Origin of the sequence: Cochlodiniinecator piscidefendens (genome assembly GCF_011326755.1) — a bacterium.
GTDB classification, from domain to species: Bacteria; Pseudomonadota; Alphaproteobacteria; order Rhodobacterales; family Rhodobacteraceae; genus Cochlodiniinecator; species Cochlodiniinecator piscidefendens.
In genome coordinates this window covers 474,406-488,231 of the sequence record NZ_JAAOIE010000001.1, presented here as the reverse complement: position 1 = coordinate 488,231, position 13,826 = coordinate 474,406, and the positions used below count along the sequence as shown (strand labels likewise).

Here is a 13,826-nt window from a genome sequence, read left to right as displayed (position 1 = left end):
CGATTGATTCTTGTCAAGCTAGGCTGTTTGGTTTTCTCGGTGATCGCGCAAGATACGAAAGACCGATGCACGTCCTATCTCAAGCTGTTTCGCTATTTCATCTGGCCTAAAGCCGCGTTCCTTGAGTTTGAGAACTTCTGGCGTCTTGGCGCGGGCAGTAGGTTTCCTGCCTTTGTACTTTCCTTCTCTTTTTGCCTTCGCAATCCCGTAGGCTCGGCGTTCAGCAAGCCGATCTCTCTCAAACTGGGCCACAGCCCCCATCATTCGAACCAAGAGCATCTGTGCGGGGTCTTTGGGGTCAAGCGGATTAGGGGAGAGGTCAGGTAGCAACCAGATCACATTTGGATTTTGGGGGGAGGTGATGGCGGAATCGGCAGCCGCTAGATCACGAAATGCCCGATCCATTTTTGAGGCACAGATGCAAATCCGGTGTTCGGGCGTAGCGGTTTGATTGGCATTGGCCACAAGCTTTTCGAAGACAGGGCGCGTTCCGCGAGTGCTTGCCTCTTCCATGTGCATGTTCTGGTCGGACACGCCAAGAGCTTTCAGAGTCTTGATCTGTTCCTGCCACCCTGCGGCCTGTGTTTCCTTATCCACCGATACGCGGATATAACCCCAAGTTTCCATAACGACTACCTCGTGTCTCATGTGCCTCTAGAGGTAGTGATATAGTATCAATAGGTTGATTCGCTAGACATTTTGATACTATTTCAGCGTGTAACGGGGTGTATGTTTGAGGACATCCCTATTGAGACGAGAGAACTGCTCGCCCGAACCCCAAAATTCGTTGTGGCTCTCTGGGATACCTGTCAGAGTTGATTGAAATCCTTGAACACACCAAATTGTACGAGACGAGATCGCAGTGAATTTTTTTAGATGGCTTCGCGGGATATCCTTTAAACGCCTGTTTGGAATGGGTGGCTCAACAGAAGCGCGGGCAAAGTTTGTTGACCTTGCGCCTACTAGCAAAGCCGACGAAGAAGGCATCTACGCAGAGGCGCTCGAATTCGCTACCACCAACCCCGACGTTTCGAACATCGCTCTGACAGGCCCGTACGGTTCAGGGAAAAGTAGTGTAATCAAGTCCTTCCTTCGTACTTACAGGGGAAACGCACTCCAAATCTCGCTGGCTGCATTCCTCCCTGAAGCGGATGGAATGGGTGGATCAAATGGCAAGATAAGCAAGCAAGAAATCGAAAGAAGCATTCTCCAACAGATGCTGTATGGCGCTGACGCCAACAATCTTCCTCTTTCCAGATTCAAAAGAATTCAATCGCCAAAATGGTGGGCCGGAGGCGTCTCATTGTTGATCGTCCTTGGCGGCATTGCACTTTGGTATCTCTTCCAGAGCAGAGCAGACCTAGTTTCAGGTGAATTTTTCACCCCGTTTGATCGTTCAAATTGGTTCAATCTGGGAGTGTTCGCGTTCGGGTTCGTGTTCCTGTGGCGTTCCTTGCACCACATTTACCTTAAAAGCTTTGGCATGTCGCTCAAGGGTGTTTCCCTCAAGGACGTCGAGATCGCACCAGAAGCGGCTGAGGAAGAGTCGATCCTGAATAGGCATCTGGACGAAATCATCTATTTCTTTCAGTCCACGTCATATGACCTTGTGGTTGTCGAAGACTTAGATCGGTTTGAAAATCCCGATATCTTTGTGACATTGCGTGAGATCAACGGCCTAATAAATGCCAATGCCGGTGTGAGACAACAAGTTCGCTTCCTGTACGCACTTCGCGACGACATGTTTGCCAACACAGATCGAACAAAGTTCTTTGAGTTTATTGTTCCAGTCGTTCCCATTATTAGTCACTCAAACTCAATTGATAAGGTTCTGGAACAGGGGCAACGGCTTTCGCTAGACAAGCGGCTTGATAAGCAGTTTTTGCGGGATGTTTCCAGGTACCTAAATGACCTTCGTTTGATCCGAAATATCTTTAACGAATACGCAATTTACGTCGCGAACCTTGAACAAGATGAAGAAAATATCCTAGATGCAAACAAGCTTCTGGCAATTTTGATTTACAAGAACGTTCTCCCGTCTGATTTTGAAGAGCTACACCAGCAGAAGGGTGTTCTTGCTAGCTTACTATCCCAATACGATGACATGATTGCCAGTTCGGAAGCGAACTACAAATCTAAAATCTCTGAAATCGAAGGTGAAATCGCATCAGCGCAAAAGCAGTTGCCCCGAGATGTTGATGAACTGCGAAAAATATACGCGATGGCGCTCATTCAAAACTTGCCGCCAGATCATCATTACATTCGATTTTCCAACAGTAGCTTTCCAGTTGGCCAACTTCCGGGACACAAAGAGTTCGAAAAAATCATTGCTGCTGACCAAGTCAATAGCTCGCCCCATTCAAATGGGGGCTGGTACCAAACCCGACTTCCGATCACCGAGACGGTGGTGGATCAGCACAACAGCTTTGCGGCCCGAAAGGAAGAAAATGAAAGAAAATCAGCCAAGTTCATTGCTCAATCGGGGCTAGAAATTCGTGAGTTAAAGTCGAAAATTAATGCTCTTCGGACTCAAAAATTTAGCGAAGTGGTGCGAGCCAACTCGGCGCAAACCGAAGCGTGCTTTGAAGGCCTAGGAGATAGGGCGGAATTGATGAAATTCTTGGTATTTGAGGGATTTCTTGACGACACCTATTACCAATATACATCCCTTTTCCACTCAGGGAGACTTTCCCCGAACGATAATAAGTTCCTAATTCAAATCCGCAGTTTTAATAGCCCAGATCCTGACTTCCAGATCGACAGTCCGGCAGAAGTAGTTGCCGCGATGCGTGATGAAGATTTTGGTCAAAGCTATGTGCTCAATCGGCACTTGATGGATTATCTCCTAAAAGATTCGATAAAACACAAATCACGTATCTCCAAAGCGATAGATTACATTTCCTCCAACTTCAAAAACTGCGATCCATTTTTCTCAAGCTACTACGAAAGGGGAGCGCAAGTTCCGGCTTTGGTGTCCTCATTGGTTTCCCTGTGGCCCGGCTTTGGCGCGGTAGCAACAGAGAGTGCGCATAGCACCGCGCATGTCGCGAGGATAGTCGCCTACCCTTTGGAGCAAATCATGCGAGAAGCTGCCAGAGATTTGGATACCGTGCATCTTGGATAACAATTAGGCGGCGTCCACAATGACAATTTGGTAGCGTATGGACGTTTGGAAGGTCCTGTGATGGTTACAATTGGAGCAGGCACGCTAAGTGGTGTGCTTTCTCCAAGTTTTTGTTGATTGGTTTCGATTTGGCAATTTGCGCCGCAATTTGAATTTATTTTTTTGACTTTGTTATGAGACGGGCTCGGAAAATTTACTGAAGAAGAGGGCGACATTTGTCGCCTTTTTTGATTAGGTTCCTAAAAATAATTAGGAGTCGTGCGATGCTTAGCAATACTGAAATCTCTGAATTGATTGATCTGCGTCGCGTGCTTCATCAATACCCCGAAGTTTCAGGCAAAGAGACCAACACAGCGGACCGCATAGTGGACGCGCTAAATTCAAGTGGGCCTGACCAGATCATCACAGGTTTGGGTGGGGCAGGAGTCGCGGCAGTGTTCGAAAGCGGTGCTGATGGTCCAACCATTATGATCCGCTGTGAGTTGGACGCTTTACCCATACATGAAATTAATAATGTTGATTATATATCTAAAGTTGATGGGGTTGCACATCTATGTGGGCATGATGGGCATATGGCCATTACGATCGGGGTTGGGCGTGTCCTATCCCGCACGAAATTGAAAGCGGGCCGGGTCGTTCTTTTGTTTCAGCCCGCAGAAGAAACTGGCAAAGGGGCTGCTTCTGTTTTGGAAGATCCCAAGTTTTCAAGCATAAGTCCAGATTACGCATTTTCCTTGCATAATGTCCCCGGACTTCAAATCGGTGAAGTCCTGTTGGCCGGCGACAATGCAAATTGTGCTTCTCGTGGCATGCGCATAGCGTTGAGTGGAAAAACATCGCATGCCTCCAATCCTGAAAATGGAATTTCTCCGATGCAGGCAATGGCTGAGCTCATGCCTGCATTGTCGAAATTGGGAAAGGGCGGCGCTTTAGATTCTGCGTTTCGGCTTGTGACAATTACGCATTGCCAGATGGGGGCCGCCGCGTATGGAATTTCGCCTGGGGCGGGGGAGGTTTGGGCAACACTTCGGACCGTTACAGACCAGACCATGATGGCACTTGTTTCAGAAGCTGAAACTCTGGTCTCCGATATTGCTAAACGCGAAAACCTAGGCGTCGAGATTGGTTACGATGACATGTTTCACAATTGCACCAACCACCCCGAAGCCGTTTCAATATTAAAGGAAGCCACGCATCAGGCGGAGGTTAATTTGACTTTGACCGATCAACCGATGCGTTGGTCCGAAGATTTTGGGCTTTTTGGTCAATCAGGAGCGAAGGCAGCGATGCTGTTCCTTGGTTCGGGTTTGAAACAGCCGCAATTACACAATCCTGATTTTGATTTTCCAGAGGAGTTGATTCCGGTTGGGGTTTCGATTTTTGTGAATGCTATCAATAATGTGCTGGAAAATTTTTAATTATTAATTTGACTGAATTCCCCTGTTTTTAAGGGGTGAAAATGGTTGGATATGTCATGTGAGAAAAAGAATTCTAAAAAAGCGCAAAACCGCGCTTGACGCGACGGGCAGGCAAGCCTAAAACCCGCCCACACGCTGAGGAATTCCTCAAGTGGACAAGAGAGCGGTTGTAGCTCAGATGGTTAGAGTACCGGCCTGTCACGCCGGGGGTCGCGGGTTCGAGCCCCGTCAACCGCGCCACTTGTCTCACTTAAGAAGTCCTCAGCGTGATAGATGCGCGGTTGTAGCTCAGCTGGTTAGAGTACCGGCCTGTCACGCCGGGGGTCGCGGGTTCGAGCCCCGTCAACCGCGCCACTTTACTTAATAAAAACGTATTATATATTAGATTTATCACGAAATAGTCTTATATAACATACAATTAAGTAATACCGCTACATCGACCAAATTGAACCACATTTGTGCCACGATGACTTGCAATTTATGCGATGTCATATTTGATTTGGGATTATCTTATGCCTGACCACACGTTGGATTGGAGCGCATCTGGCGCAAACGGTAACTTTACGCTTGGTACAGGCAGTGAAGCGATTGGCTTTGAGGTAACCTCAACTGCGGCTACAGATGGTAAGGTTGCTCAGGTACAAACCTCGGGCTCGCCTGCGCAAGAGGCGCTGTGGGTTTCTGGGCTGACGTCTGAGACAACAACCGTCATCGGATTCGACGCAGAGGTTTCTAATCTCAATTTTGAAGTATTTGATCTCGACCAACGGGCAGGGTCTTGGGATGATCGTATAACTATCCGCGCTTACAATGAACTGGGCGAGTTGGTTACGATCAACTATTCCGATTTGGACGGCCTGCATACCGTTGATGGTGAGGTGCTGAATACCCACGGTAATGCGAGCACCGGAGTGGAAACTGTAGGAGCAGATGATTCTGTTAGTGTTGCAATCCCTGGGCCGATTGTACGGCTTGAATTCGTTTTTGATGCTGGAGAAAGCCATACATCCAGTGGGAACTTCGGGATCAGTGACATAACACTTGATGCCACGCCTCCCGATTTTATTGTCGAAGGCACATCCGGTGCGGATGTCATAGATATTGACTATGTCGGTGACTTAGAGGGCGACCGTGTTGATCATTCTGACGCCGAAGATGGGTCAAACGATGATATTATTCATGCAGGCGCCGGGAACGACTCTGTCATTGGGGGTGCTGGAAACGATAGCGTCCTTGGGGGCGAAGGCGAGGATACGCTGAGAGGTGACATCGGTAACGATACACTCGACGGTGGCGAAGGCGCTGATTGGCTATACGGTGACTCTGGCCATGATGTCCTGATTGGTGGTGCGGGAAACGATACCGCCGAAGCGGGAACTGGCAACGATGAATTCCACGGCGGGATCGGTGATGACCGGGTCAACGGTGACTACGGAAATGATACGTTATTCGGTGGCGAAGGCGATGATTTCCTACGCGGTAGTTTTGGGAACGACGAAATTCATGGCGGTGTCGGGGACGATTACCTTTGGGGTGGTTTTGGTGATGATACGTTTCACATCGAAAATGACTTTGGCAATGATACCATCACTGCCGAAAACCAAGATGAAACGCTTGGCGATACACTTGATCTATCTGCCGTCACGGATGATCTTCGGATCGATCTTACCTCGGCAACTCCGGGAACTGGTAGTTTTTCCGACGGAGACAGCACAGCCACTTTTGGTGAAATAGAACATATTGTTTTGTCATCAGGGCAGGACACTTTGGTTTTGTCTGACGGATCGGGCACTGACGTTGTACAGGGGTTTAGTGCTCCGACGTTAAATGCTGACGGAACGTATACTGGCATCGACATGCTCGATGTAACGACCCTAACGCGTGATGATGGCGATACACTTGTTACAACCAATGATGTCGTCGTATCCGCCAGTGGGGACGGTCACGCGATACTAACGTTCCCTGGGGGTGAGGCCCTTACCTTGGTTGGTGTGACGCCTGCAGAACTGTCAACACCAGAAGCCCTGGTTGCCATTGGCATTCCTCTTGGACCGGATGGGATTGTCTCCGGAACCGGTGGCGATGATACCATCTTTACCGGGTACACGGGCGATCCTGATGGAGATTTCGTTGACAACGAAGATGCGTTGCTTCCGGGAGAAACGGGTAATGACGATATCATCGAGGCAGGTGCTGGAAACGATCTGATTTTTGCAGGCGCCGGGAACGACGACGTGGACGCGGGTATAGATGACGATACTGTTTTTGGCGGGATTGGTGATGACCTAATCGACGGTGCAGCAGGCAATGACGAACTACTAGGTGAAATTGGCGCGGACACGCTCATCGGCGGGGCTGGGAACGATTCCTTGTCCGGAGGTGATGATGATGATGTCCTGAAGGGACAGAGCGGCGCTGATACCTTGGATGGTGGCGCTGGTGCAGATTTGCTGTTGGGCGGGGATGACGCCGATGTTATCCATGGTGCCGCCGGTGACACGGTTGACGGTGGCTCAGGGGGGGATGATAACGATACCCTTGTGCTTCATGGACCTGTGAGCATCGCATACGATCCGGATAACTCAGAAAACGGAACTGCAACATGGAATGATGGGTCTACGCTCAGTTTTACAGATATCGAAAATGTAGATGTTATTCCGTGTTTTACCACTGACACTAAAATTCGCACACGTCTTGGTGATGTTCCTGCAGGGTCACTTTCAGTCGGGGATACCGTTCTTACGCGGGACAATGGATATCAGACGATCCGCTGGGTTGGTACGAAACATATATCAAAGGCAAAAATGCAGGGAAATCCGGCATTACGTCCTATTTTATTACTCCAATCATCTTTGGGCGAAGGGAAACCATGTTGTGACACGCTGCTATCGCCACAGCACCGAGTTCTGATTGAAAGCCAAGCCGCAGAGTTGTGGTTTGGTGACGACGAAGTATTGGTGGCTGCGCAACATCTAACTGATCTGGATAACATTGAGGTTAGTGCTGTTGATGATGTCACATATGTCCATTTTGTTTTTGACAGGCACGAGATCGTGCTTGGCGATGGTGTCTGGAGCGAAAGCTTCCAACCGGGAGATATGAGTTTGGGTGCTCTTGACTTGGAACAACGAAACGAATTGTTCGAGATTTTTCCAGAGCTTTCAACCACTGTAGGTTCGGTATTCCCGACTGCACGAATGTCATTGAAGGCCTATGAAGCAGCGGTATTGTTTGAACGCCCCTGATGCTGTTCCTCGAACATTTGTAGTTGGCGCGCAATCTCGTTGATTAAGATGGGTTTGCGTATCGGTTTTGTTAAAAAACCCGACATTCCGGCTGACAGACACTTTTCCCGGTCCTCTTCAAATGCATTTGCCGTCAAAGCAACGATTGGAATGGTGTTGAGCCCTAGTGCATCTTCATAAGCGCGGATCTCTTTACAGGCTTCGATGCCGTTCATAACGGGCATAGAAACATCCATTAAGACGAGATCAGGCAAGCGCGTCTGGAACATATCAACTGCTATTTGGCCATTATCTGCAAATTGTATGTCGCCACCAAGTGGAGCCAAGATTTTCCGCAACAAAAAGCGGTTTGTTTTGTTGTCTTCTGCTACAATGATATGAAGGTCGTTGGGTAACTCCCTCATTGTCTCCTGGTCTGAACCGCGAGGCGAACTAATTTCTTTTGCCTTTTCCATCGATATTTCAAAGCTAAAGGTGGATCCAATGCCGGTTTTTGATTTTAGGGTAATATCTCCGTTCATTTGCCGGGCAAGTAAACGGCTGATGCTTAAACCTAGGCCTGTTCCACCGAAGCGACGTGTCGTTTCGCCATTGGCCTGTGAAAACATTTCAAATATCTTAGCTTGCTTATTGTCATCTATGCCAATTCCGGTATCCGTAATTGCGATATTCAGAGAATACTCTGAACCTTTGTCCGTGCCGGATATGTTAACGGAAACATGTCCTTGCTCAGTGAATTTAATAGCATTTCCGATCAAGTTGATCAAAATTTGGCGTAAACGCCCTCTGTCTCCTATTAGATGAGGAATTTGTTCGTCATCGAATTTAGCAATGAGCTCCAACCCTTTCTTTGTGGCGATTGGTTCTAGCAAGTTCACCGACGATAGGATGACAGATTTTGGTTCAAAGACGGACATTTCAAATTGCATTTTTCCGGCGTCGAGACGCGAAATGTCCAAGATATCGTTAATTATTGTCAAAAGAGATTCACCAGATTCAGTGATTGTTTTGACAAAGCTCATTTGTTCAGTATTCAGCTCGGTTTGGCTAAGCAAATCAGCCATTCCAATAATCCCGTTCATCGGCGTGCGGATTTCGTGGCTCATTGTCGCCAGAAACTCCGCCTTTACGCCAGCAACGCGCTCTGTTTCTTGTTTTGCCTCTGCCAACTCCTGTTCACGTTTCTTGGCTTCTGAAATGTCCCGCTCAACGCTTACATTCATAATGTGATGACCGTTATCATCAAAAACAGGAGTTATGTTGGCCTCGATCCAAATTCGTGCGCCTGATTTTGTTTTATTTAGAACTTCAACTCTGATCGCTTCGGAATTCATTGAGGCATTAATAATCTTTTCGATTGTTTCTTGTGATGTTTCTGGAGCGTTAAGCAATTCACCAACATCGCTTCCGATGGCGTCTTCGGGGGTGTAGCCGGTGACCTTTGTAAAGGTTGCGTTGACCCAGGTAATTCTGCCATTTGGGTCGCAAATTACGACGCTGTCGTTTGCATTTTCAGCAACCAACGCAAGATTGCGCGCCTGAGCTTCTTGTTCTTTTAACGCAAAGTTTGATCGCTCCATCTCCATGTTTTTTGTAAAAATCTCTCGAGCATCGTCAATGCTACGTCTTTGAAAGCTATATAGAAACTTTAAGAGATGCATCAGTAGGAAAATGAACATCGCTGAGGCGACGAAGTCGACCAAAAGCTCGTGTTTCCCCATGTGGGGTTCGCGTATTTCTAGAAAAAACATGGCTACGAATGATGTCAGAAACACTGCAAATTTAGCGCGGGTAGCCGCAGGGAAGAAATGCCCTGTGGTACCTGCGTCCATTGTTGCGCCAGCTAAAAAGGTCAGAGCAAAGAAGTGCATGGATGCCCCACCGAGAAGCCATACCAGAGCAACACAAAAGCTAATGCTGAGAGCTTGGATCGCAGCGGTAACGGTTGCATATTTTTGGTATTTGGCGATATCGGTTTGTGGAGCAATCTTACGGATTGCATAGCTCAAGTATGCATAGTCGATCGTTTCACCTATCACCCCGATAATAAGTGTCAGCAAACCATACCAGGGCGCGATAATGTAGCTAACGATGGCGGATCCAGCCAAGGTCACAATTTGCCGCGACAACATAAATCGATTGCGGCCCCGGCAGTACCTTAGAAAAAGCCCCTTTGGGCTAACGGCGTTTTCAAAGTCGTTTAAATCTTGCTGCATGAGCTTCAGCGCGCGCCCTGTAAAGATTACTCGTCGCTTCAGCTTAGAACTGAGGTCCTAATAAAAACTAAGTATTGGTTTTTAACATTAAATATCCTGATGAAATTCTTTGATCAGATGAGAAACAACAGTCTTTAGCGCATTAGGGTTATTGTTACGAACCGCTTCTGTATACACCGCCCTTTGGCGGTCAGCCGAAGAACCGGAACAGATGATATCGCGTAAAGTGTGAATTTCTTTAACACATCCCAAAACTTCTGCATCTTCTTCAATGAGCGAGATCAACTCCTCGGTAAGAGCTTGCATTGGAACGATTTCTCGCGCTCCGAAATCAACCAGCCCGTCGGTGACACCGTACCGCTGTGCGCGCCATCTGTTTTCCGCCAGAAGAAAATTGTCGTATATTCTCCAGCGTTGATTATGGCGCGATAGTCGCCAGAGCATTCTGGTTAGACACTGTGTGAGGGCGGCTAAGGCTAAAGTGTGTTCCAGACGCGGTTGGACGTCGCATATTCTGCTTTCCAGTGTTGGAAAGCGTGCTGAAGGGCGCAGGTCCCACCAAATTTTGCTACTGTCTTCGATTAAATTTAGATCGACCAAAGCATCGACAGAGCGTTGATATGCGCCCCAACTGTCGAGTCTGGGCGGTAGACCCGTCCTAGGAAGATTGTCAAACACCGTAAGACGGTAGGAACTTAACCCTGTGTCTTGACCCTGCCAAAAAGGGGAAGAGCACGATAACGCTAGCAAATGCGGTAGGAAATATTTTAGCTGATTCATAAGGTCTATGCGCTGGTCAGGGTTTTCGATTCCGACATGCACATGCATTCCACAAATCAGCATGCGGCGCACAACCCCAGCTAAGTCTTTACTGAGCGTATTGTAGCGGTCCTTATCAGTGTGGCGTTGGTCTTTCCAATCAGCAAAGGGGTGGCAGGATGCTGCAATCGGGACCAACCCATAACGGTCAGCGACACGAGATACGGTTGATCGTAGTCGTTTGAGGTCGTCGCGCGCGGCCCCAACAGTATTGCAAACACAGGTCCCGATTTCGATTTGGCAATTTAAAAACTCCGGGCTGACTTGGCCTTGCAATTCATCAACGCATTCTTTCATCAAGGCATCTGGTGCATCCCGAAGGGCTAAGTTGTCTTGATCAACGAGTAGATACTCTTCTTCGATTCCTATGGTGAACGTCGGGGCACTGGGCGCCATAGCTTTCTCCCTTTTACGCTAGAAAAGCAGGAACCTAGGAATGTCGCAATATGTTGCATCGTAATTTCGTGATGTGGGCTTGCCCATATTCTTAACTGTGGCATGATCAATTATAATATTTCAGATCAGTGGATTTTAGATGTCAAATTTCAATCAAGTGGCCGTTGCGGTAATTCATGGAATGGGAAGCCAAGGTGACGAAAGGCCAGATATAAACGCGCTGAGCTTTTCAAAACGTCTCCATGATGGAATAAAACGTCAATTAGGTGTTGAGGTGTTTGATACCAACATTACGTGGCAGGAAATATTCTGGGCGGATATTTTACAAAAACCTCAGAGTGACTATGTTTCGCGAGGGTTGAAAAAATCTTCGCGTTGGCTGCGTGCACGCGAATTTGTCATGCACAGTTTGACGGATGCTGCCGCGTATCGATATTCAGACGGAACAAGCACTGTGTATCAGCAAATCCATCAACGTGTTGCGGAAGGTATTGAAAACCTTGAACGCAAAGTGGGCCCCAGTGTTCCATTGATTGTTCTTGCGCATTCTCTGGGTGGGCATGTGATGTCGAATTATATTTATGACCTTCAGAAACAAAATTCGATCATTCCGGCAAACACACCCTTTCAGCGGATGGAAACGATGGCGGGCTTCGTAACATTTGGATGTAATATTCCGATTTTTACTTTCGCTTATCCGTATGAAGACAGAACCCCAATTTCCTATCCGGGTTTCGGGATTTTACCATCTCGGCGCTTGGCACCATGGTGGTTAAACTACAATGACAAAGATGATGCGTTGGGGATGCCCTTAGGGCCGGTCAGCCCAAAATATGAACAGCTGATATACGAAGGTGCGCTAGAGGATCATTGGGTTAACGTGGGCAACTTTTCCCAATTTTGGAATCCGATGTCGCATGTTGGGTATTGGGGGGATCGAGGGTTCCATAAACAGGTTGCCGCTTTTCTACACAAAGGACTGGAAATTGGGGAAACCTCATAAAAAAGCCCCGACGAACGGGGCTTTTTCGATTTTGAGCTAAGATTAATCCATGGCTTTGAAGTTGAACTCGCCACCTTCTTTGATGCCTGATGGCCAACGAGAGGTTACTGTTTTCGTGCGTGTGTAGAACTTAAAGCTATCTGGGCCGTGTTGGTTCAAATCACCAAACATGGATTTTTTCCAACCGCCAAAGGTGTGGTAGGCTAACGGCACTGGGATTGGCACGTTGATGCCGACCATACCGATGTTGATGCGGTGTGCAAAATCACGGGCTGTATCGCCGTCGCGTGTATAGATTGCGGTGCCGTTGCCGTACTCATGATCCATCGCCATGCCGATGGCTTCCTCATATGTTTTTGCACGTACAACTGACAAAACAGGCCCAAAGATTTCTTGGGTGTAGATGTCCATATCTGTTGTTACGTTATCAAACAGATGTGGGCCAACGAAGAAACCGTTTTCATACCCTTGAAGGCTGAAGTCACGGTTGTCGACCACAAGTTTTGCGCCTTGTTCAACACCTGAGTTGATCAAACCAAGAATACGCTGCTTTGCTTCTCCGGTAACAACCGGGCCGTAATCTACATCATTGCCGTCGGTGTAGGGGGCAACGCGTAGTTTTTCGACACGTGGAACCAATGCGTCGATCAGACGGTCTGCAGTTTCTTCACCGACTGGCACCGCAACAGAGATCGCCATGCAACGTTCGCCAGCCGCGCCAAAACCAGCACCAATCAGCGCGTCAGCCGCCTGATCAATATCAGCGTCCGGCATGATGATCATGTGGTTTTTCGCGCCGCCAAAGCACTGTGCGCGCTTGCCGTTCGCAGTAGCGCGGGCATAGATGTATTGCGCGATCGGGGTGGAACCAACAAATGACACGCCCATGATGGTTTCGTTATCAAGCAGTGTGTCAACGGCTTCTTTATCGCCATTTACAACCTGGAAACACCCTTCGGGCAGGCCAGCCTCAACAAACAACTCTGCAAGCATCATTGGAACGGATGGATCACGCTCAGACGGTTTCAGAACCACAGAGTTACCACATGCCAACGCCGGGCCGACATGCCACAGCGGCATCATCGCAGGGAAGTTGAAGGGCATGATGGAGGCTACAACACCCAAAGGCTGACGCATTGAGTACATATCGATACCCGGGCCCGCGTTGTCGGTGTAGTCGCCTTTCAACATTTGTGGTGCGCCGATGCAGTATTCGATCACTTCTAGGCCACGCTGCAGATCGCCTTTGGCGTCGGGGATGGTCTTGCCGTGCTCACGGGAAAGCGCTTCAGCGAGCTTGTCCATGTCGCGGTTCATGAGCTGAACCATAGCCATCATAACGCGTCCGCGCTTTTGCGGGTTTGTTGCGCCCCAAGCTTCTTGCGCCGCAGCTGCCTTTGCGACTGCGTCATTTACTTCATCTGCAGAAGCAACAGCCAAATGCGCCTGAACTTCGCCCGTTGCAGGGTTGAAAACGTCGGAATAACGGCCTGTCGTGCCATCGACTTCTGCGCCATTGATAAAGTGACCAATTTTTTTCATGGTGAATCTCCCAAATTTCCCTGCAAATTTAGACTTGCATTCTTGCATTGAAAAGGCGCAGTT

General features: G+C 48.3%; 8 protein-coding genes and 2 tRNA genes. 6 read left to right on the top strand and 4 right to left on the bottom strand.

Features of this window, described 5'->3' with window-relative positions:
* Positions 1-18 precede the first annotated feature (18 nt).
* Positions 19-648 carry a recombinase family protein gene (locus tag G9C99_RS02450; protein WP_166415857.1) on the bottom strand — a complete coding sequence of 210 codons (630 nt, stop codon included), beginning with the start codon at positions 646-648 and terminating at the stop codon, positions 19-21.
* A 214-nt stretch (positions 649-862) separates the two neighbouring features.
* Between G9C99_RS02450 and G9C99_RS02445 the strand changes: the two genes are divergently transcribed.
* The 5 genes from G9C99_RS02445 (at position 863) to G9C99_RS02425 (ending at position 7,787) form a co-directional block, all read left to right on the top strand.
* Complete coding sequence (locus tag G9C99_RS02445; protein WP_166415856.1) at positions 863-3,124, top strand: YobI family P-loop NTPase; 2,262 nt, start codon at positions 863-865, stop codon at positions 3,122-3,124.
* A 263-nt stretch (positions 3,125-3,387) separates the two neighbouring features.
* Entirely contained in the window at positions 3,388-4,542 is a 1,155-nt protein-coding gene (locus tag G9C99_RS02440; RefSeq protein ID WP_166415855.1) for an amidohydrolase, read from the top strand.
* A 163-nt stretch (positions 4,543-4,705) separates the two neighbouring features.
* Positions 4,706-4,782: transfer RNA gene (locus G9C99_RS02435), tRNA-Asp, on the top strand.
* Positions 4,783-4,819: 37 nt separating this feature from the next.
* Positions 4,820-4,896, top strand: a tRNA-Asp gene (locus G9C99_RS02430).
* Between the two features lie 158 nt (positions 4,897-5,054).
* Positions 5,055-7,787 carry a Hint domain-containing protein gene (locus G9C99_RS02425; protein WP_166415854.1) on the top strand — a complete coding sequence of 911 codons (2,733 nt, stop codon included), beginning with the start codon at positions 5,055-5,057 and terminating at the stop codon, positions 7,785-7,787.
* Here G9C99_RS02425 and G9C99_RS02420 read toward each other — a convergent pair.
* A complete protein-coding gene (locus G9C99_RS02420) occupies positions 7,754-10,003 on the bottom strand; it encodes a PAS domain-containing hybrid sensor histidine kinase/response regulator (protein ID WP_166415853.1) in 2,250 nt (749 codons plus the stop codon). The genes G9C99_RS02425 and G9C99_RS02420 overlap by 34 nt on opposite strands.
* Positions 10,004-10,090: 87 nt before the next feature.
* A complete protein-coding gene (locus tag G9C99_RS02415; protein WP_166415852.1) occupies positions 10,091-11,218 on the bottom strand; it encodes a carboxylate-amine ligase in 1,128 nt (375 codons plus the stop codon).
* 139 nt (positions 11,219-11,357) lie between these two features.
* Between G9C99_RS02415 and G9C99_RS02410 the strand changes: the two genes are divergently transcribed.
* Positions 11,358-12,221: a hypothetical protein gene (locus G9C99_RS02410; protein ID WP_166415851.1), complete on the top strand. Its 864-nt coding sequence runs from the start codon at positions 11,358-11,360 to the stop codon at positions 12,219-12,221.
* Positions 12,222-12,263: 42 nt separating this feature from the next.
* On the opposite strand, the gene G9C99_RS02405 is transcribed toward G9C99_RS02410, so the two are convergent.
* Positions 12,264-13,763, bottom strand: a complete 1,500-nt coding sequence (locus tag G9C99_RS02405) for a CoA-acylating methylmalonate-semialdehyde dehydrogenase (RefSeq protein WP_166415850.1) — start codon at positions 13,761-13,763, stop codon at positions 12,264-12,266.
* Positions 13,764-13,826 lie beyond the last annotated feature (63 nt).